The organism is Kitasatospora sp. NPDC034023, from assembly GCF_055575795.1.
Genome location: NZ_JBVIRY010000001.1, coordinates 428,594 through 448,723, shown reverse-complemented (window position 1 = coordinate 448,723; position 20,130 = coordinate 428,594). Strand labels below are relative to the sequence as shown.

17 protein-coding genes, 1 tRNA gene and 2 pseudogenes are annotated in these 20,130 nt (G+C 70.2%); 11 read left to right on the top strand and 9 right to left on the bottom strand.

The features are described 5' to 3' along the window. Positions 1–147 precede the first annotated feature (147 nt). Complete coding sequence (locus ACZ52R_RS02000) at positions 148–765, bottom strand: TIR domain-containing protein (RefSeq protein WP_051709310.1); 618 nt, start codon at positions 763–765, stop codon at positions 148–150. 336 nt (positions 766–1,101) lie between these two features. Between ACZ52R_RS02000 and ACZ52R_RS01995 the strand changes: the two genes are divergently transcribed. Beyond that, positions 1,102–1,254, top strand: a complete 153-nt coding sequence (locus tag ACZ52R_RS01995; protein WP_360496646.1) for a hypothetical protein — start codon at positions 1,102–1,104, stop codon at positions 1,252–1,254. 83 nt (positions 1,255–1,337) lie between these two features. Here the strand turns inward: ACZ52R_RS01995 and ACZ52R_RS01990 are convergent, their stop codons facing one another. From ACZ52R_RS01990 to dnaK, 5 genes are all read right to left on the bottom strand, one after another. After that, positions 1,338–2,333, bottom strand: a complete 996-nt coding sequence (locus ACZ52R_RS01990; protein WP_360496643.1) for a helix-turn-helix domain-containing protein — start codon at positions 2,331–2,333, stop codon at positions 1,338–1,340. 211 nt (positions 2,334–2,544) lie between these two features. Further along, complete coding sequence (locus tag ACZ52R_RS01985; protein ID WP_360496640.1) at positions 2,545–3,075, bottom strand: heat shock protein transcriptional repressor HspR; 531 nt, start codon at positions 3,073–3,075, stop codon at positions 2,545–2,547. 7 nt (positions 3,076–3,082) lie between these two features. After that, positions 3,083–4,243 carry a molecular chaperone DnaJ gene (dnaJ, locus tag ACZ52R_RS01980; protein WP_360496637.1) on the bottom strand — a complete coding sequence of 387 codons (1,161 nt, stop codon included), beginning with the start codon at positions 4,241–4,243 and terminating at the stop codon, positions 3,083–3,085. Positions 4,244–4,466: 223 nt separating this feature from the next. Next, complete coding sequence (grpE, locus tag ACZ52R_RS01975) at positions 4,467–5,084, bottom strand: nucleotide exchange factor GrpE (RefSeq protein ID WP_360496634.1); 618 nt, start codon at positions 5,082–5,084, stop codon at positions 4,467–4,469. Further along, the gene (gene dnaK, locus ACZ52R_RS01970; RefSeq protein ID WP_360496631.1) at positions 5,081–6,928 is read right to left on the bottom strand and encodes a molecular chaperone DnaK; all 1,848 of its coding nucleotides are present in this window, start codon (positions 6,926–6,928) and stop codon (positions 5,081–5,083) included. Before dnaK ends, grpE begins: the two co-directional genes overlap by 4 nt. Positions 6,929–7,246: 318 nt before the next feature. On the opposite strand from dnaK, the gene ACZ52R_RS01965 reads away from it, so the two are divergent. The 4 genes and pseudogenes from ACZ52R_RS01965 to ACZ52R_RS01950 all read left to right on the top strand — a co-directional run bounded on the left by ACZ52R_RS01965 (position 7,247) and on the right by ACZ52R_RS01950 (position 13,147). Further along, the gene (locus tag ACZ52R_RS01965; RefSeq protein WP_360496628.1) at positions 7,247–9,472 is read left to right on the top strand and encodes a (Fe-S)-binding protein; all 2,226 of its coding nucleotides are present in this window, start codon (positions 7,247–7,249) and stop codon (positions 9,470–9,472) included. Between the two features lie 343 nt (positions 9,473–9,815). Then, a pseudogene (manB, locus tag ACZ52R_RS01960) lies at positions 9,816–10,880 on the top strand (mannose-1-phosphate guanylyltransferase); the annotation flags it as partial. A gap of 276 nt (positions 10,881–11,156) precedes the next feature. Beyond that, complete coding sequence (locus tag ACZ52R_RS01955) at positions 11,157–12,170, top strand: Yip1 family protein (protein WP_465615325.1); 1,014 nt, start codon at positions 11,157–11,159, stop codon at positions 12,168–12,170. A gap of 86 nt (positions 12,171–12,256) precedes the next feature. Then, a complete protein-coding gene (locus ACZ52R_RS01950) occupies positions 12,257–13,147 on the top strand; it encodes an alanyl-tRNA editing protein (RefSeq protein WP_465615323.1) in 891 nt (296 codons plus the stop codon). Between the two features lie 93 nt (positions 13,148–13,240). Here ACZ52R_RS01950 and dcd read toward each other — a convergent pair whose 3' ends face one another. Beyond that, positions 13,241–13,816: a dCTP deaminase gene (dcd, locus tag ACZ52R_RS01945; protein ID WP_360496619.1), complete on the bottom strand. Its 576-nt coding sequence runs from the start codon at positions 13,814–13,816 to the stop codon at positions 13,241–13,243. A gap of 71 nt (positions 13,817–13,887) precedes the next feature. Beyond that, positions 13,888–14,109, bottom strand: a complete 222-nt coding sequence (locus tag ACZ52R_RS01940; protein ID WP_465615321.1) for a hypothetical protein — start codon at positions 14,107–14,109, stop codon at positions 13,888–13,890. Positions 14,110–14,384: 275 nt separating this feature from the next. Between ACZ52R_RS01940 and ACZ52R_RS01935 the strand changes: the two genes are divergently transcribed. The 6 genes and pseudogenes from ACZ52R_RS01935 to ACZ52R_RS01910 all read left to right on the top strand — a co-directional run bounded on the left by ACZ52R_RS01935 (position 14,385) and on the right by ACZ52R_RS01910 (position 18,880). Further along, positions 14,385–14,458, top strand: a tRNA-Gly gene (locus tag ACZ52R_RS01935). Between the two features lie 140 nt (positions 14,459–14,598). Next, positions 14,599–15,339: an SDR family NAD(P)-dependent oxidoreductase gene (locus ACZ52R_RS01930; protein WP_465615312.1), complete on the top strand. Its 741-nt coding sequence runs from the start codon at positions 14,599–14,601 to the stop codon at positions 15,337–15,339. Positions 15,340–15,609: 270 nt separating this feature from the next. Continuing rightward, positions 15,610–16,272, top strand: coding sequence for a ScbR family autoregulator-binding transcription factor (locus ACZ52R_RS01925; protein WP_465661514.1), 663 nt, complete (start codon positions 15,610–15,612; stop codon positions 16,270–16,272). Positions 16,273–16,518: 246 nt separating this feature from the next. Then, positions 16,519–16,896 (top strand): annotated as a pseudogene (locus ACZ52R_RS01920) (MerR family transcriptional regulator); the annotation flags it as partial. A gap of 380 nt (positions 16,897–17,276) precedes the next feature. Next, the gene (locus tag ACZ52R_RS01915) at positions 17,277–17,666 is read left to right on the top strand and encodes an ACT domain-containing protein (protein WP_465752503.1); all 390 of its coding nucleotides are present in this window, start codon (positions 17,277–17,279) and stop codon (positions 17,664–17,666) included. Between the two features lie 92 nt (positions 17,667–17,758). Then, on the top strand, positions 17,759–18,880 hold the full coding sequence (locus ACZ52R_RS01910; protein WP_465752501.1) for a M20 family metallopeptidase: 1,122 nt from the start codon (positions 17,759–17,761) through the stop codon (positions 18,878–18,880). Between the two features lie 52 nt (positions 18,881–18,932). Here the strand turns inward: ACZ52R_RS01910 and ACZ52R_RS01905 are convergent, their stop codons facing one another. Next, entirely contained in the window at positions 18,933–20,048 is a 1,116-nt protein-coding gene (locus ACZ52R_RS01905) for a nucleotide disphospho-sugar-binding domain-containing protein (RefSeq protein WP_465615304.1), read from the bottom strand. Between the last annotated feature and the right edge of the window lie 82 nt (positions 20,049–20,130).

The following is a 20,130-nucleotide window of genomic DNA, read 5'->3' as shown; positions in this document are numbered from 1 at the left end:
GCGATCGCCAGCCGGATGGGGCTGAGCGAGCGGACGGTGGCCGGTCACATCGCCCGGCTGCGTGAGCTGTACGACGCGGAGACACTGTTCCGACTGGGCCGGCAGATGCGGGGAGCCCGGACGGGGAGTCCGGTGGGTGAGCGCTGCTCAGCCGGTGGCGGCGCCGGTCGGCCAGTAGCCGGGGACCGGGGGCTGCTGCCGGGGGACGTTGAACTGCTCGCCGGGGGCGGTCCAGAAGCCCTCCCGGAGGGAGAGCGCCATGCCGGCCCAGTCGAGGGCGGTCTCCACCGTGTGGTTGAGGGCCTCCTGCGACCAGGTGTCGTCGAACACCAGCGGCAGGACGGGGGCGACCTGCTCGATCGTGGCGATCAGCGGGTTGTGGGTGATGGCCTCGTCGACGAGGAGGACGATCGGCTTCCGCAGCGCCGACGCCCACCCCAGCTCCAGGCTCACGCCGGCCGAGAGCGGCGCTCCCACGTAGGCGAACACGAGGTCCGCGGACTGCAGGGCGCGGAAGTCGGACGGAACGCGGGGCTCCGGTGCGCGGCCGGAGATGGTCCAGGCGTCACTGTGGTGCGCGCTGTACACGGCGGCACCGCTGCGGAGCAGGGTGGTGCGAAGCGTCGTCAGCCGCGTCCGGCTGGCGAGCGTCACCACACTGTCGGCCGGTCCGGTCAGCCGCATCAGCGGCGCGGCCAGGAACACACGCGCACGCCGACCCTCGGGGGCCTGGCTGTCGTGGTGACGCAGGTAGGGCTCGGTCATGTCGACTCCGGGGAAAGGCCGACCGGGTGAGAAACGTGGTGCCGGCGGGCGCTGAGGACAGTGGTTTTCGCGTCGGAGACCCGGTGGAGATTTGGGCGGATATTTGACGGTACAGCGGCAAGTTCGCTATCTCCGTGGGACCGTCGGTGGCGAACTGATCGTCTATCAGTGGTCGCGGTTCCGTCCAGCGATCCGCCCTGTCATCTCGATGCCTGGCAGAGAGATGACGCTCGACGGAGCGGCCGGGAGATGACACCCTTGCGGAACGTACGGCATCATGTGGATGCTAGTTCTATTGGTCCGGTTCACAGAGTTCGAGAGAAGGAGGGTGGGTCCGTGTCCGTACGTCGACTCGTCCGTAAGGCCGCGCTTCCGATCCTCATCGGAGTAGCGGTGCTCACCACTGGTCTTCTCTCCTCCGGCGGCGGGCAGGCGGCCACTGCCGACACCGCAATCGTTGCCGTTGCCGACGACCTGCACTGGAACTGAACCTGACAGCGACTCCTGATCGAGGCGGCGCGCGGAACGGCCGGATCCGGTGCCGCGGACGGGGCGCCTCCGTCTTCCGGCTTTCAGTCGGTTTCTGCTCGCGGTGACCGGCCGAGCACATATCCGAGCTGGAAGAGTGAGTCGACGTTGTGCTCCTCTCTCATCTCCGCGATGTGCCGCGCGAGCGTGCGCTCGCTGATGCCGAGCCTCCGTGCGATGGCCCGGTGGTTGGTGCCGGCCAGCATGAGGTCGATGATGGTCTGCCGGAGCCTGGACACCACCTGGTGCGGGACGGCCCGATTGCCGTCGAATTCCAGGGCTCTGCCCCAGCTCCGTTCGAAGACCTCCTCGATCAGGAAGCTGATGACGGCCGGATCGTGGACGAAGGCGGCCGCGCTGTAGTCGGCGGCGACCGGGATGACGGCCACGCGGCGATCCACGATGATCAGCCGGGCGTACGGTTCGTCCAGCGTCCGGAACTGCCACCCTTCTGCCGTCAATTGCGCCACGTAGTCACGTGTTGGCTGGTGGTAGCGGGTGCTCGCGTGGTAAATCGTCCGCATCGAGGCGCCGTGGCGGAGGATTTCCAGGTCTCGTTCCAGAAACGAGGTGAGCATTTCGGCGGGCCTTGGTCCACCGGGCTGCATGGAAAGTCCTTCCAGGACCCCCGGGGCTGCCGACTGTTGGAGCCTCTGATTAATCAGAGCCTTTCCGTGGACATATTCGACGGAGCCGCCGGTGGTGTCCGGGGCGTGGAATGCCTCGGAGAGGTCGCTGAGATCGGCCGGCAGGGAAACTGCTTTTGACAGCAAATCGAGTGCTTGTCGTTGCCATGCCGAACTCAGGCTGCTCGCGAGTTGTGCCGGATCGGCAGCCAGCAGTGCTCCGGGTTCTTCGCTGTCGGGTATGAGTAGCCCGAGATCAAGCAGCTCTTCGAGAGCGGGGCTTCCGGCAGCCGGGCCGGCGTCCGGAGTGATACGACCGTTTTCATTCACGGCCTGCAGGTAGAGCTTCCGGGCGTCCTCGGACAGGATCCGTGATGCGGCAGGTCCCGTCCCTGCGTGCTCTTGCCCACTCATCTTCGGCTCCTAGTGCTGACCGTCACGTAGTCAACGCGATTGTCGTCTGCTGTGGCAAGGATCTTAGGTGGCGGTGATGAGTCGACTGACGAGACGCCTTGCCACAGGTAGATCGACGACTTCTGCCTAGAACAGAACTCTCTCACTGCAAAAGTGCCGCCGGCACCCCCCGAACAGGAGGGGGCCGGCGGCGGTGTCTGTGCGGCCGTGGTCAGCGCTTGGGGCGCCAGACGACGAGGGCGCTGGACTGCGGCGTGGGGGGCTGGTACGGGACGAGGTCGCGGCGGTAGGAGGCGTGGACGGCGGCCTCGCGTTGCTGGAGGGCGGCGGCGGCGCCTTCCAGGGAGTCGGCGAGTTCCGCGACGCGGGACCGGAGGGCGGTGACCTGGTTCTCCAGCTCGATGATCCGCTTGATGCCCGCCAGGTTGATGCCCTCGTCCTGGGAGAGCCGCTGGACCTCGCGCAGTTGCTGGATGTCGCGGGAGGAGTAGCGGCGGCCGCGGCCCGCGGTGCGGTCGGGGCAGACCAGGCCGAGACGGTCGTACTGGCGCAGGGTCTGCGGGTGCAGGCCGGACAGTTCGGCGGCCACGGAGATGACGTACACCGGAGTGTCCTCGGTGAGGACGTACGGCGGAGGGGCCGAGGGGGCCCGGCGGGGGCGGCGGTTGCCGTTGCCGGGCAGGCCTTCGCCGATGCCGGGGCCGATCGGGGTGTCGGGGTTGATCGGATTCATCGGGGACATCTGGTCGTCACGCTCCCTTCGCCGCCCGGAAGAGGGCTGCTCGCGGATCGTCGGAGGCGGTGGCCTCGCGGTACTGCTCCAGGGCGTTCAGCGCGTCGCCGGTGACGTGCTGCGGCACCACGACCTCGACGGTGACGAGGAGGTCGCCGCGGGTGCCGTCCTTGCGGGTGGCGCCCTTGCCGCGGGCACGCATGGTGAGGCCGTTGGCGCTGCCCGGGGGCAGCTTGAGCTTCACGGCGGGGCCGCCGAGGGTGGGTACCTCGATGGTGGCGCCGAGGGCCGCCTCGGGGAAGGTGACCGGGACGGTGACGGTGAGGTTGTCGCCCTTGCGGCCGAAGACCGGGTGCGGGTCGACGTGCACGGTGACGTAGAGGTCGCCGGGCTGGCCGCCGCGTTCGCCCTGGGCGCCCTTGCCCTTGAGCCGGATGCGCTGGTCGGCCTGGACGCCGGCCGGGATGCGCACCTGCATGGTGCGGGCGGAGGTGGCCCGGCCGCTGCCGTGGCAGTCGGTGCACGGGTCGTCGACGATCATGCCCCGACCGCGGCAGTCCTTGCACGGCTCGGAGAGCGCGAAGGCGCCCTGGCCGCGGCTGACGGTGCCCGCGCCGACGCAGGTGGGGCAGACCCGCGGGGTGGTGCCGGACTTGGCGCCGGTGCCGTTGCAGGTGCGACAGGGGGCCTGGCTGGTCATCCGCAGCGGGACGGTCGCGCCGTCGACCGCTTCCTCGAAGGAGAGCGTCACCTCGGTCTCGACGTCGGCGCCGCGCCGGGGCTGGGCCTGCCGGGTGCCGCCGCGGTTGAAGAGGCCGCCGAAGACGTCGCCGAGCCCGCCGCTGCCGCCGGCGTTCTGGTTGCCGCTGAAGAGGTCGCCGAAGTCGAAGCTGTAGCTGCCGGCACCGCCGGGTCCGCCGCCGGACCGGAAGCCGCCGTTGGCGAAGAGGCTGCGGGCCTCGTCGTACTCCTTGCGGCGCTTCTCGTCGGAGAGGACGTCGTACGCCTCGGAGATGTCCTTGAACCGCTCCTCGGCCTTGGCGTCACCCGTGTTGGCGTCGGGGTGGAACTCGCGCGCGAGTTTGCGGTAGGTCTTCTTGATCTCGGTGGCGGTGGCGTCCTTGGGCACGCCGAGGACCTTGTAGTAGTCCTTCTCGACATAGTCCTTGCCACTCATGCGTCCACCTCGCTTCGCTCGGCAGCCGCTGAGCGGTACACGCGCCCCTTAACGGTTCGCTCGCTGCGCTCGCTCACGGCTCCCGTCACCTCCCGATGTCCATCGTCACTGTGCTGTCAACAGCAAGGGAACGCAACGCCGTTGACAGCGCGCTGCGGAGCCGGCCGCCGTTCTGGCCGGCGTACGACTCCGCAGCGCACTGGTTGTCAGCTGTCACAGGTTGTCAGCTGTCCGAGCCACCGTCGGACTCGTCCGCGTCGCCGGACTTCGCGTCGGCGTCGCCGACGGTCTGGGTGCCCGGCTGGGGCTCCGCGACGGCGACCATCGCCGGGCGGATGATCCGCTCACCGATGCGGTAGCCGGGCTGGAGGATCTGCACGCAGGTGTCCTCGGTGACGTCCGAGGAGTAGCTGTGCATCAGCGCCTCGTGCATGGTCGGGTCGAAGGGCTCGCCCTCCTTGCCGAACTGCTGCAGGCCCAGCTTGGCGACGACCGTCTCCAGGGACTCGGCGACGGACTTGAAGCCGCCCGTGACCTCGCCGTGCTCGCGGGCGCGGCCGATGTCGTCCAGGACCGGGATCAGGGACTCCAGGATGTTGGAGACCGCGATCTCGCGGACGGTCAGCCGGTCGCGCTCGACCCGCTTGCGGTAGTTCTGGTACTCGGCCTGCAGGCGCTGCAGGTCGGCGGTGCGCTCGGTCAGCTCGCGCTTGACGGTGGCGAGCTCCTCCGGGGAGCCCTCGGCGGCACCGGCCGCCGCGGCTTCCTCGGCGGCCTTGATCACGGCCTCTTCGGCGGCGGAGTCGTCGCCGGGCTTTCCGCCCTGCGGCTTGTCCGTCATGCCGACGCACCACCCTTGGGCTTCTCGTCGTCGACGATCTCGGCGTCGACGACGTCGTCGTCGGCCTTGGCCTGGGCGGAGTCGTCGGCCGCGGCGGCACCGGCGGGGGCGTCGGCGTTGGCGTAGAGCGCCTGGCCGAGCTTCTGCGCGGTGGTGGAGACCTTCTCCGAGGCCTCGCGGATCGTCGCGATGTCCTCGCCCTTCAGGGCCTCCTTGAGCTCGCCGATGGCGGTCTCGACCTCGGTCTTGACGTCGGCGGGGAGCTTGTCGGTGTTGTCGGCGATGAACTTCTCGGTCGAGTAGACGAGCTGCTCGGCGGAGTTGCGGGTCTCGACGGCCTCGCGGCGCTTGTGGTCGTCCTCGGCGTACTGCTCGGCCTCGCGGCGCATGCGGTCGACCTCGTCCTTCGGCAGCGAGGAGCCGCCGGTGACGGTCATCTTCTGCTCCTTGCCGGTGCCGAGGTCCTTCGCGGCCACGTGCATGATGCCGTTGGCGTCGATGTCGAAGGTGACCTCGATCTGGGGCAGGCCGCGCGGCGCCGGCGGCAGGCCGGTCAGCTCGAACATGCCGAGCTTCTTGTTGTACGCCGCGATCTCGCGCTCGCCCTGGTAGACCTGGATCTGCACGGACGGCTGGTTGTCCTCGGCCGTGGTGAAGATTTCGGAGCGCTTGGTCGGGATCGTGGTGTTGCGCTCGATCAGCTTGGTCATGATGCCGCCCTTGGTCTCGATGCCGAGGGACAGCGGGGTGACGTCGAGCAGCAGGACGTCCTTGACCTCGCCCTTGAGGACACCGGCCTGGAGCGAGGCGCCGATGGCGACGACCTCGTCCGGGTTGACGCCCTTGTTGGCGTCCTTGCCGCCGGTCAGCTCCTTGACGAGCTCGGCGACGGCCGGCATGCGGGTCGAGCCGCCGACCAGGACGACGTGGTCGATCTCGGAGAGCGAGATGCCGGCGTCCTTGATCACGTTGTGGAACGGGATCTTGCAGCGCTCGAGCAGGTCGGCGGTCAGCTGCTGGAACTGGGCGCGGGTGAGCTTCTCGTCCAGGTGCAGCGGGCCCTCGGCGGAGGCCGTGATGTACGGCAGGTTGATCGAGGTCTCGGAGGACGAGGACAGCTCGATCTTGGCCTTCTCGGCGGCCTCGCGCAGACGCTGCAGGGCCATCTTGTCCTTGGACAGGTCGACGCCGTGGCCGCTCTGGAACACCTTGACCAGGTGGTCGACGACCTTCTGGTCCCAGTCGTCGCCGCCGAGGTGGTTGTCACCGTTGGTGGCCTTCACCTCGACGACCCCGTCGCCGATCTCCAGCAGGGAGACGTCGAAGGTGCCGCCGCCGAGGTCGAAGACCAGGATGGTCTGGTCGTCCTTGTCGAGGCCGTACGCCAGGGCGGCCGCGGTCGGCTCGTTGACGATGCGCAGGACGTTGAGGCCCGCGATCTCACCGGCCTCCTTGGTGGCCTGGCGCTCGGAGTCCGAGAAGTACGCCGGGACGGTGATGACGGCGTCGGTGACGGTCTCGCCCAGGTACGCCTCGGCGTCGCGCTTCAGCTTCTGCAGGATGAAGGCGCTGATCTGCTGGGGGTTGAAGTCCTTGCCGTCCAGGTTGATCTTCCACCCGGTGCCCATGTGGCGCTTGACCGAGCGGATGGTGCGGTCGACGTTGGTGACCGCCTGCCGCTTCGCCACCTCGCCGACCAGGACCTCGCCGTTCTTGGCGAAGGCGACGACGGACGGCGTGGTCCGGGCGCCCTCGGCGTTCGTGATGACGGTGGGCTCGCCACCTTCGAGAACGCTGACGACCGAGTTCGTCGTGCCGAGGTCGATGCCGACCGCGCGTGCCATCGTAAATACCTCCACGGAAGAGTTGAGCTTTACGGGCTCAAGGATGCATGACTCGACGGGCAGCGTCAACAGCCATGAGTGGAAGTCGCTCAACTTTGCTGAGCGGGATCGTGGAGCGGGGCCGGTGCGGTGCGGGTTCGGCGCGGTGCCGGTGCGGTCACGTGACTGCCGCCATAGCTTGGGAACCTTCTGGAGAACTGGTGGCGACCGGTATTGTCCGGGCCGTCGGCCCGGCAAGTTACCGACCAGTACACTCAGTCGAAGTCCGCAGAACCGCAGAGCCTGCTCAACCGCAAAGCCGCAGGAGACGGAGAGCCGATGCAGCTAGCAGCGATCGTCATCTCGCTGGTCACATTCGTGATCGGCACCGCGCTCGCCCTTCGTGCGGCGTGGCACATCTTCAAGGTGGTGCTGACCGGCGCGCCGGACACCACCCGCTTCGGGAAGCCCGCCCAGCGCGTGAAGACCGTCGCGGTCGAGTTCATCGGCCACACCAGGATGAACCGCTGGGGGATCGTGGGCATCGCCCACTGGTTCGTCGCCGTCGGCTTCTTCAGCCTGGTGCTGACCATCGTCAACGCCATGGGCCAGCTCTTCGACGCCGAGTTCGAGCTGCCGATCATCGGTCACTGGATGATCTGGCAGCTGTTCGTCGAACTCGTCGGCACCCTGACCACGCTGGGCATCGCGACCCTGATCGTGATCCGGCTGATGAGCCTGCCGTCCAGGTCGGGCCGCAAGTCCCGGTTCGCCGGCTCGATCGCCTGGCAGGCCTTCTACGTCGAGTACACGATCCTCGGCATCGGCCTCTGCATCCTGATGCTGCGCGCCCTGGAGGGCGCCCTCAACGGCGTCGACTCGTACGGCCCGGCGCACCTGGTCTCGTACCCGATCGTCTCCGCGCTCAGCGGGCTCTCGCACGGCACGCTGGAGAACCTGGTCTGGCTGTTCGCGATGCTGAAGATCTGCATCTCGTTCGCGTGGGCCATCACCATCGGCATCAACCCCTCGATGGGCGTGGCCTGGCACCGGTTCCTGGGCTTCTTCAACATCTACTTCAAGCGCGCGGAGGACGGCGGCACCGCGCTCGGCGAGCTCCGTCCGATGACCAGCAAGGGTCAGCCGATCGACTTCGAGGACCCGGCCGAGGACGCCGTCTTCGGCGTCTCCCAGGTCGAGCACTTCTCCTGGAAGGGCATCCTCGACTTCTCCACCTGCACCGAGTGCGGCCGCTGCCAGTCGCAGTGCCCGGCCTGGAACACCGGCAAGCCGCTCTCCCCCAAGCTGCTGATCATGAGCCTGCGCGAGCACGCCTACGGCAAGGCGCCGTACCTGCTGGCCGGCGGCGGCAAGGACATGGAGGGCAACGAGCAGGCCACCTCCGAGCAGCTCAAGGACGTCCCGGCGGCCGCGCTGGCCGAGGCCGAGCGCCCGCTGATCGGCACCGCCGAGGAGAACGGCGTCATCGACCCGGACGTGCTGTGGTCCTGCACCACCTGCGGCGCCTGCGTCGAGCAGTGCCCGGTGGACATCGAGCACATCGACCACATCGTCGACATGCGCCGCTACCAGGTGATGATCGAGAGCAACTTCCCGACCGAGGCCGGGACGATGCTCAAGAACCTGGAGAACAAGGGCAACCCGTGGGGCATGGCCACCAAGGCGCGCCTGGACTGGGTCAAGGAGCTCAAGAAGGAGACCGGCATCGAGGTGCCGGTGATCGGCGAGGACATCGACCCCGCCGAGGTCGAGTACCTCTACTGGGTCGGCTGCGCCGGTGCCCTGGAGGACCGCGCCAAGAAGACCACCAAGGCCTTCGCCGAACTGCTGCACACGGCGGGCGTGAAGTTCGCCATCCTCGGCAAGGAGGAGACCTGCAGCGGTGACTCCCCGCGCCGCCTGGGCAACGAGTTCCTGTTCCAGATGCTCGGCGCGCAGAACGTCGAGACGCTGAACGCCGCGCTGGAGGACGCCCCGACCAAGCGGATCGTGGCCACCTGCCCGCACTGCTTCAACACCATCGCCAACGAGTACCCGCAGCTCGGCGGGCACTTCGAGGTGATCCACCACACCCAGCTGCTGCAGCACCTGATCGACGAGGGCAAGCTCGTCCCGGTCAACCCGGTCGAGGGCCTGATCACCTACCACGACCCCTGCTACCTGGGCCGCCACAACAAGGTCTACAGCCCGCCGCGCGAGATCATGGACAAGGTCCCCGGTCTGCGCCAGCAGGAGATGCACCGCCACAAGGAGCGGGGCTTCTGCTGCGGCGCCGGCGGCGCCCGGATGTGGATGGAGGAGCGCATCGGCAAGCGGATCAACACCGAGCGCGTGGACGAGGCGCTGTCGCTCAACCCGGACATCGTCTCCACCGCCTGCCCGTTCTGCCTGGTGATGCTCTCCGACTCGGTCAACGGCAAGAAGAACGAGGGCGCGGCCAAGGAGCACCTGAAGGTGGTCGACGTGGCCCAGCTGCTGCTCGACTCGGTGAAGGCCACCCCGCCGGCCGAGGCCGAGGAGCAGGCCGCGACGGTGGACGCGTAGCCGTCCGCTGACCGACAGCCCCGCTGTTCGACAGTTCTGCTACAACTGCCCGGCCCGGTGGACGCCGCCAACGCGCCCACCGGGCCGGTCTTTTGGGCCGACACGACGGCTCCCGGCGACAGCCCGGGCGGGCGGGGAGTGATGTCCGTCGCACAGGCGCCGGACGGGCATTCGGTTGGAAGGAAATACAGTAGGCGCCGGACCGGCTTCGTGCCGGTCGACCCGTTCCGGACACAAGGCCGCACGGGTGCCGACCCGAGCCGGCCGCCCGGGTCGAGAACACCGACGGAGGCATCGGCCCGCCGGGCCGGGCCGCAGAGACACAAGGGGAACAGCGCAGACCATGACCGAGGCGATCATGCTGGTCGGTGGTAAGGGCACGCGACTGCGTCCGCTGACCACCCACACCCCCAAGCCCATGCTGCCGGTGGCAGGCGTCCCGTTCATCGCGCACCAGCTGGCCCGTGCGGCCGCCGCCGGCGTCACCCGCGTCGTGCTGGCCACCTCGTACCTGGCCGAGGTGTTCGAGGACCACTTCCAGGACGGCACCCCGTACGGCATCGAGCTGGTCTACCTGACCGAGCGCGAGCCACTGGGCACCGGCGGGGCCATCCGCAACGCCGCCTCCGGCCTGACCTGCGGCCCCGACGAGCCGGTCCTGGTCTTCAACGGCGACATCCTCTCCGGCGTCGACATCGCCGCCCTGCGTGACGGCCACGTCGCCGCCGGGGCCGACGTCACCCTGCACCTGACCCGGGTCGAGGACCCGCGCGCCTTCGGCCTCGTCCCGACCGACGAGACCGGGCGGGTGCTGGAGTTCCTGGAGAAGCCGGAGACCCCGGAGCAGATCGTCACCGACCAGATCAACGCCGGCTGCTACGTCTTCACCCGCTCCGTGATCGACCGCATCCCGGCCGGCCGCGAGGTGTCCGTCGAGCGCGAGACCTTCCCGGAGCTGCTGGCCACCGGCGCCCTGCTGCGCGGCGTGGTCGACACCTCGTACTGGCTGGACCTCGGCACCCCGGCCGCCTTCGTCCGCGGCTCGGCCGACCTGGTGCTCGGCAAGGTCGACTCCCCGGCCGTCCCCGGCCCGACCGGCGACGCCCTGCTGCTGCCCGGCGCCACCGTCCACCCCGGCGCGGTGCTCAGCGGCGGCACCGTGGTCTCCGCGGACGCGGTGGTCGAGGCCGGCGCGATCGTCGAGGGCAGCGTGATCCTGCCCGGCGCGGTGATCGGCCCGGACACCCTGGTCAAGGACTCGATCGTGGGCGCCTACGCGACCGTCGGCGACCGCTCGGCACTCGACGGCGCGGTGATCGGCGACGGCGCCATCGTGGAGTCGGACAACGAGCTGCCGAACGGCATCCGGATCGCCTGCGGCACCCTGCTGCCGGTCGGCGCCGTCCGCACCACGGCCGGCCCGGGCGGCTGCCCGGCCGGCACCGCCGCCGCGGCGGCGGTGCACGGGCCGTCGGTCACCGCGCAGCGGTAGCTCCGGGTTCCCGGTAGCCCTGTTTCCCGGCAGCCCCGTTTCCCGGTGGCTCCGGTTTCCCGGCAGCCCCGCGCTCCGGTTTTCCGGAGCGCCGGGGCGGCTTTCGGCCCCGTTCGTCTCAGCCTCGCTGCAAACCGGCCCCGGCTTCGTTCGGGGCCGACGCGCGTTGGGCCGGACGGGTACCTTCAGAGCGTGGCTGGTAATCGATACGACAGCGGTCAGGGTGCCGACCGTCCGCACGGCGGGTGGTCGGCACCTCCGCCGCCGCCGGCAGGGGCGTCCGGGGGGCACGGGCAGACGGACGGGCCGGAGTACTTCACGGCCCCGCACCCGGGAGCCGCGGGCGGACCCGGGGGGACGGCAGGCGACGGGTACGACCCGTACGCGGCCGACCGGCCGGGGAACACCCGCGCCTTCCCGACGGGCGACCCGTACCCGGGCGGCGGCCCGTACGGGCAGGAGCCGCCGCACCAGGGCTACTACGACCAGGGGCAGTACCCGGACCAGGGACAGCAGCCGCCGTACGGGCAGCCGCCGTACCAGCAGGAGGCGCCGTACGGCCACGGCCCCTACGGCCAGGACCAGGACGGCCAGGACCCCTACGGCCAGGACAACGTCGCCGTCTACCGGGCCGGCGGCCAGTCCGCCCCGCACGTCGCCGGCCCCCGGCCGCACTGGCGCGAGCTGTTCATCGGCCTCTTCCGCAGCCCGACCGCGATGTTCGACCGCACCCGCGACCACCAGGTCTGGCTGCCCGCCCTCACCGTCTCGCTGCTGTACGGCTCGCTCGCGGTGCTCGGCATCGGGCTGACCCACGACGACATCGTCAACTCCACCTTCACCGTGGCGCTGACCGGCATCGTCGCCGCCGCCCTCGGCTTCACCGTGGCCGGCGCGGTCTTCGGCACGGTCACGTACGCGCTGGCCCGGCAGCTGGGCGGCGACGGCCCGTGGAAGTCGACCGTCGGCCTGGCCGCGCTGATCGGCTGGCTGACCGACGCGCCCCGGCTGCTCCTCGACCTGGTCCTGCCCTCCGGCAGCGCCGTCGTCCAGGTCGTCGGCTGGGCGACCTGGGCGCTCTGCGCGTTCCTGCTGGCCGGCATGGTCCGACGGCTGCACGACCTGCCCTGGGGCAAGGCCGCCGCCGCGTCGGCGCTGCAACTGCTCGCCCTGCTGGTGCTGATCAAGCTGCCGACGCTGGGCTGACGGGCGAAGGGCAGAATGGTGGACGGGCCGCGGTCGAGCGCCGGGGCCCGTCCACCCTCATCGTCCCACGTCCACCGGAGCCAGGCATGACCCTCCCCACCACCCACGTCAGCTTCCCGGCCGGGGCGGTGACCGGCGAGTCCCCGGTGCTCGCGGTGCACCCGCTGGCCGACGGCCGGTACGCCGTCGTGACCGGGGCGACCCCGTTCCACCCGCTCGACCACACCTGGCCCGACCAGCCGGCCGACCTCGGCACCCTCACCGTGGACGGCACCGAGCTGGCCGTGGTCGACTGCCTGACCGGCGCCGTCGGCCCGGCCGACGACGCGCTGCTGGTCGGCGCCGACATCCCGGTCCGGCGCGGCGACGAGGAGTGGTCCTGGCTGGTCCTGCACGTCCTCGCCACCGACCCCGGCGACATCGTCGGCCGCACCGCCGCGCTCGCCGTCGACGCCGAGCGCCGGGGCGCTCTCAGCGCCTCGCACAGCGGCTGCCACCTGCTCGCGCTCGCCCTCAATGCCGCGCTCGCCCCGCGCTGGCGCAAGGACCCGGGCCGCTCGGACGCCTTCGGCAACCCGGACTTCGACAGCCTCGCCATGGCGAGCTCGGTGATGGACACCCAGGCCAGCACCGACACCTACCGGCTCGGCAAGTCGCTCAAGAAGAAGGGCTTCACGGCGGACGCCACCGAGGAGTTCCCCGCCCTCGCCGACGCCCTGCCCGCCCTCACCGAGGCCGTCAACGCCCGGCTCGCCGCGTGGGTCGCCGCCGACGCCCCGGTCCGCATCGAGGTGCCCGGCCCCGAGCTCACCGCACGCCGCCAGTGGCACTGCGAACTGCCCGAGGGCGGCGCGCAGATCTTCTGCGGCGGCACCCACCTGCACCACCTCGGCGAGCTGGCCGAGCTGCGCACCGAGCTGCGGCTGTCCGAGGACGGCACCGAGCTGATCGCCGTCACCAGCCCCAAGCGGGCCTGAGAAACGCCGCGGGCGGCCACCCCTCGCTGAGGGGTGGCCGCCCGGTTGCGTGCGGCTCCGCCGGGTCCTCGCTGCTGGGTCGTCGCTGTGCGCTCAGACCTTGCTGCGGTGGAAGTTCAGGTACGAGCGGGACGGCGTCGGGCCGCGCTGGCCCTGGTAGCGCGAGCCGTAGCGCGCCGAGCCGTACGGGTGCTCCGACGGCGAGGAGAGACGGAACAGGCAGAGCTGCCCGATCTTCATGCCCGGGTACAGCTTGATCGGCAGCGTCGCGACGTTCGACAGCTCCAGCGTCACGTGGCCGCTGAAGCCGGGGTCGATGAAGCCGGCCGTGGAGTGGGTGAGCAGGCCCAGCCGACCCAGGCTCGACTTGCCCTCCAGCCGGGAGGCCACGTCGTCGGGCAGCGAGATGACCTCGTACGTCGAGGCCAGCACGAACTCGCCCGGGTGCAGGATGAACGCCTCGTCCCCGTCCGGCTCGACCAGCCGGGTCAGGTCCGGCTGCTCCTCGGAGGGGTCGATGTGCGGGTACTTGTGGTTCTCGAACACGCGGAAGAAGCGGTCGAGGCGCACGTCGATACTCGACGGCTGGATCATCGCCGGGTCGAACGGGTCGATCGAGACCCGGCCCAGGTCGATTTCGGTCCGGATGTCCTTGTCAGAGAGCAGCACGCTTCGAGGTTACGTGCAAGAAAGGGCCCCGGACGAATCCGCCCGGGGCCCACCTGCCCGTCCGCCTGCCGTCAGGCCAGGAACTCCGCGGCCTCCAGCCGCATCGCCTGCGCCAGTTGCGGCTCCGACAGCTCCCGCACGTCGGCCAGCACCGAACTCCGCAGCCGTCCGCACTGCGGACAGCGGATCAACCGCCCGGGCCCGATCCGGCCGGGACCGAGGTTCTGCATCGGGAACGTGGTGGTGCTGAACAGGTGCCCCTCGGCACAACGAACGACGGCGCGCTGCTCCATCGATCCCCTTCCCATCCCTAACCCAGTACTCACCCGTACTCACACGCCCCGGCGGCCGAGCCCCGGGACAGCGTCACATTAGGGGATGTTCCGGACATTCCTCACCGTGGCTCGCCGCCCGACCCCACCCGCCGGAGCACTCGTGCGCGGCCCACACAGTACGCCTCCACCCCTGCCCCCACCCGGCTCCGCCGCACCCCCGGAGCCCCCGTGCAACGGCAGTCGCGAATGGGGTACAGTGACACTGGATCGAGCGGTCTCTGACGGCTCATCAGGCGGGCGTAGTTTAATGGTAGAACATGAGCTTCCCAAGCTTAGAGCGCGAGTTCGATTCTCGTCGCCCGCTCCATACAGAAAGCCGCAGGTCATCTGACCTGCGGCTTTCTTGTTGTGCGGTGCGGCCGGCTCCGGGCTTGACCCTCACATCGGTGGGAATGTTCGAGGATCCCGTCAGGACAATCAACGATCCGTCTATCGAAGGAATCATCGATGAGTGACCTGACCGGAAAGGTAGCGCTGGTGACCGGCGGCAGCCGGGGGATCGGCGCGGCGATCGCGAAGCGGCTGGCCGACGCGGGGGCGGCGGTGGCGCTGACCTACGTCCAGGCGGAGGACAAGGCGCGCGAGGTTGCCAAGCAGATTGAGGCGGACGGCGGCCGGGCCCTGGTCATCCAGGCTGATCTGACCCAGCCGACCGCTGCGGCGGACGCCGTGGAGCAGACGGTGCGGGAGCTGGGCCGTATCGACATTCTGGTGAACAACGGCGGCTTCCTCGCCTACGGCCCGCTGGCCGAGGTGACCGCTGACGAGCTGGACCGCGTGCTCGCCGTGGACGTCAAGTCGGTCTTCCTGGGCGCCCAGGCCGCCGCCAAGCACATGGACCACGGCGGCCGGATCATCAGCGTCGGGTCGTGCTTCAACGGGCGCGTCCCCGGTGCGAACTTCGTCCTGCAGGCGACGGCCAAGACCGCGCTCATCGGTCTGACCAAGGCACTTGCCCGGGAGCTGGGGCCGCGCGGGATCACCGTCACCACCGTGGACCCGGGTCCGATCGACACCGACATGAACCCGGCCGAGGGCGAGAGCGCCGACTTCCAGAACGGCCTCACCGCCCTGGGGCGCTTCGGCGTGGCCGAGGACATCGCTGCCGCGGTGACCTTCCTGGCGGGCCCCGGTGGCCGCTACATCACCGGCACCGGTCTCGCCGTGGACGGCGGGTACACCGCCTGACGGCGAGCCGTCCCCGCCCCCTCGGAGGGCGGTTGCAACAAGGCTCCCCGGCCGAAGAGTTGAGACGTGAGACATCTCGACTCGACGGCCGGGGAGCCTTGTCGTATGTCGGCGTAGCGCGGACGAACAGAGCCGTGCGGGGTGCCGGTGATGGTCACGAGCACCCCGCGGCGAGAGGTTCGAAGCCCTGGAACGCCTCCTCAACTCGTCTCGGCGGCCCGCAGATAAGATAAAGAAAACTTTTTTTCGTAAAGATTGGCAGGTGATCTCATGACCGGGCGGGTCGTGAAGCAGGAGCGTGCCGAGCGGACCCGGGCCGCTGTGGTGCAGGCGGCGGCGGAGGTGTTCGGGCAGCTTGGCTTTGCCGGCTCGAGCGTGGTGAAGATCGCCGACCGGGCGGGGGTCACGCTCGGCGCCGTGTACTTCCACTTCCGGAACAAGGAGGAGCTGGCCCGGTTCATCGTCTCCGGTCAGCCGGACCTGGTGGTCCCGCCGCAGCTCTCGCAGGGCCTCCAGCGCGCCGTGGACATCACCCTCACCTGGGCCTGTCAGCTGCTCGACAACCCCATTCTGCAGGCCGGCGCCCGGCTGGTGTGGGAGCAGGAGCGGTTCCTCCCTCCGGAGGAGAACTCCCACCGGCAGTGGGCCAAGCTCGTGCTGGAGGACCTTCGCATGGCCCAGGCCAAGCGGGAGTTGAAGACCGGGACGGACATCGAGGCGTTCGCCCGACTGCTGGTCAACGCCTGTACCGGCGCCCAGATGCACTCCTACGTCGAAGCCGGGCACGCGGATCTGCCGCAGCGGGTGGCGGAGATCTGGCGGTGCATGCTGCCGGCGATCGCGGTGCCGAGCACCGTCCGGCGGATCGAGCTGGGCGAGGAGCGGGGGAGGCCGGCCCGTGATGCCGCCCCGGTGGCGGCGGCCGGTTCCTGAGTCATTGTTCGGACGGCGCTTCCCGACCGCACCCGGCGGCTGCCGGCAATACGTCACCTGCCCCACCGCGACCTGGGTCTCGGCGTAGCCCTGGATGCGGACCGCCGCCGCGTGGTCCTCCTCGACCGCACAGCCAGGCTTCAAAAAAAGAGAACTATTAATTATCTTATGGCGTGAGGCTGTATCAGTGATGCACCCTGGCGGAACTGGCGGCACTGGCAGACGGTGAGACAGGAGGTGGGCCAGATGCGGATCGGAGAGCTGTCCGAGCGCACCGGAACCCCGCGCCGATTACTGCGCTACTACGAGGAGCAGGGGCTGATCGCCCCGGAGCGCTCCGCGAACGGCTACCGGGAGTACGACGAGCGCTGCGTCGACCGCGTCCTGCAGATCCGGGGGCTGCTCGACTCCGGACTGCCGACCCGGATCATCAAGCAGCTTCTTCCGTGCCTGAGCTCCCGAGTGATCCACGTTGCCGGCGCGACCGCGGAGACGATCACGACCCTGGAGCGGGAGCGGGAGCGGATGGGCGAGCGCATCGAGTGCCTGATCCGCAGACATGAAGCCATTTCGGGCTACCTCGATGCCGTACGTCGCGCGCAGCAGCCTACGGCCGCGGCGCCGGTCGCGCGGGAGACGACCGGCGCCGCGGAGTTTCGGCCCTACGGCCTGGTCGCAACGGTCTGGCCGACCTGGACCGGATTGGCCAGCAGGTTTCCGCCCGGACGATTCCGGTGCGTGCCGGATCCGTGCCAGAGCGGGTGGTGAGCGGCGGTCAGCAGCGGTCTGCGCCCGGTGTCCGAAGGGCCGATTGCGGTGGCATCGTTGCAGGTCAGGAGCGCTTTGGGTCCGGAAGCCCAAAGATTCCCGAGCTTGGAGCGCGAGTTCGATTCTCGTCGCCCGCTCCCTACCGAAAGCCGCAGGTCACATGACCTGCGGCTTTTGCGTTGTCCGGGGCCGGGGGTGCGGGTCCATGGATGCGCAGGATTTCCTACCATCGGCGGGTGACTACCGCGGCCGCGCAGCATCTGCGCATTCTTCCGGAATCCCTCTGCGTCGAACGTCCGGCCGATGAGGCGTCGGCCCTGGCGTCGCGCTGGGTCTCGCTGGTTCGGGCCCCCGAGGGGCTGACCGTGGTGCGCGAGGTGGACGAGCGTGTGGACGGCGCGTCCGTCGAGCGCTGGATGGCGCTGTACAGCGGTGACAGTGCCCACGCGCTCGACCTGCCGGGCATGTTGTCCTTGCTCATCGCGCCGCTGGCAGCCGCCGGAGTGCCGGTGTTCGTGGCCTCGACGTACGACGCGGACCTGGTGCTGGTGCCTTCGGAGCGGCTCACCGACGCCTTGGCGGCCCTGCGGTCGGCCGGTCACCGCGTGGAGGAGCAAGACGAGTAAGCGGAGTAGGGCGAGTAGGACGAATAAGCAGGCGCGCAGGCAGGCAACCCGGTGCGGGTGTGCGGCGGGCCGAACCACACAGACGTTGAAGGATGACGATGCACAGGAGTGCCGCCGTACGCGTGGACGCGATGCTCGAGGACCTGCGGAGGCTCGTCGAGGTCGAGTCCCCGTCCCGCGACCCGGACGCCCTGCGGGTCTCCGCCGAGGCCGTCGCGGCGGTGATCGAGAGCCGGCTGGGCGGGCGAGCCGTCCTGGTGGAGAGCGTGGCGGGTCCGCACGTCCACTGGTCGGGCGGCGACGATCCGCAGGTGCTGGTCCTCGGCCACCACGACACGGTGTTCCCGCTCGGCACGCTCGCCCGGCGTCCCTTCCGGGTGGAACACGGCCACGCGACCGGACCCGGTGTCTTCGACATGCTCGGCGGTCTCGTGCAGGCCGTCCACGGGCTGGCGGCGCTGGACGATCCGACCGGCGTGGAGATCCTGGTGACCGCCGACGAGGAGGTCGGCTCCGGCGCCTCGCGGGCGCTGATCGAGGAGCGGGCCCGCGCCTGCGGGGCGGTCCTGGTGTTCGAGGGGGCGGCCGAAGGTGGCGCTCTGAAGACCGGTCGCAAGGGGTGCGGCACGTTCGAACTGTCCGTCAGGGGCCGGGCGGCGCACGCCGGGCTGGAGCCCGCCGCCGGAGTCAACGCGCTGGTCGAGGCGGCCCACCAGGTCCTGGACCTGGCGGCGCTGAGCCGACCGGAGGCCGGGACGACGGTGACGCCGACCATCGCGTCGGCAGGGACCACCGACAACGTGGTGCCGGCGGAGGCGACGGTGACCGTCGACGTCCGCGTCGAGACGGCCGGGGAGAAGGAGCGGATCGAGTCCGCGTTCGCGAACCTGCGCCCGCACCTGGACGGGGCCGAGATCGTGGTCCGGGGCGCGGTGGGCCGGCCCCCGATGCCGGAGTCGGCGTCGGAGCAGCTGTTCCGGCTGGCACGCCGACTCGTTCCGGGCCTCTCGGGTACGGCGGTCGGCGGAGGCAGCGACGGCAACTTCACCGCCGCCCTGGGCATACCGACGCTGGACGGCCTGGGCGCGGTCGGCGGGGGCGCCCACGCCGACCACGAGTACGTCGTGGTCGACGCGATGGTGCCGCGGGCGCGCCTGGTGACCGGACTGGTGAACGCGATCCGGGAGGAGTTCGCCCCGGCCGCCCGCGGGTGAGAGACCGTCCGGTCGGGTTCGGCCGTCCGGCCGAACCCGACCGGGCCATGGCTCAGCGGGTGGTGAGGGCTTCGAGGGTGGGGACGAGGGCGGTCGGGGTGGGGAGGGCGGCGTTCTCGGCCTGGAGCCGGTGGGCGGCGTCGCGGAGGTCGGGGTCGGTGAGGAGGCGGTCGAGGAGGGCGGTGTCCACGGCGTCGGAGGAGGAGCTCAGGGCGGCGCCGCTCGCGGTGAGCGCCTCGGCGTTGATGAAGTGGTCCGCGCCCTGGGGGAGGAGCAGCTGGGGCAGGCCGGCCTGGAGGGCGGTCAGCATGGTGCCGGAGCCGCCGTGGTGGATCAACGCGTCGGCGCGGCTGAGCAGTTCGTTGAGCGGGACCCAGGGCAGTCCGCGGACGTTGTCGGGCAGGGTGCCGAGCGGGGCGAGGTCGGCGCCGCCGACGGCGAGCAGGAAGTCGGCGTCGACCTCGGCGGCGGCCTCGACCAGGCGGGCGACGGCCCGGACGCCGTCGAGTTCGGCGAGGACGGTGCCCAGGGTGACGGCGATCCGCGGGCGGTCGGCGGTGCGGAGGAACTCGGCCGGGACCATGCCGCCGCCGTTGTAGGGGATGTAGCGCATCGGCAGGCCGTCCGGGTCGCCGCCGAGCGGGCCGATGTTGAGTGCGGTGGCGGGGGCCGGGCCGGCCAGGCCGTGCCGCTCGTAGACGTCGGTGAAGTGGGAGGCGAGCAGGCGGCTCATGGGGAGGCCGGGGTTGACCCCGAAGTTGTGGACCACCGACGGGATCTTGAGCAGGGTCGCCACCAGCGGTGCGGCGGCCTGGAAGGAGTCGTGGACGAGCAGGTCGGCGCCCCACTCGGTGGCGGCCTCCAGCAGGCCGTCGACGGTGGGGCGGGAGGCGTGCGCGAAGATCGCGGCCGCCGTGTCGAAGATCTCGTCCTGCGACCTGTCCGGGGTGACGTACTGGATCTTGTTCCCGAGGCGCTCCTCGAACAGCTCCATCAGGCCCCGGCCGTCGCCGATCTCGACGATCGGGAAGCCCGCGCGGCGGAGCTGGTCGAGCGGCTGCCCGCAGGCGAACAGGACCTCGTGCCCGGCGGCGCGCAGCGCCTGGGCGGTCGGCACGAGCGGGAAGAGGTGGCCGGCCGAGGCGGGGCCGGTGAAGAGTATGCGCATGGTCTGCTCCTTGCCGGTGTGACTGACGAAGCAGTCTCACCTTGCAAGTTGACGTTCAGTCAATTTCATTCCGATCACCAGG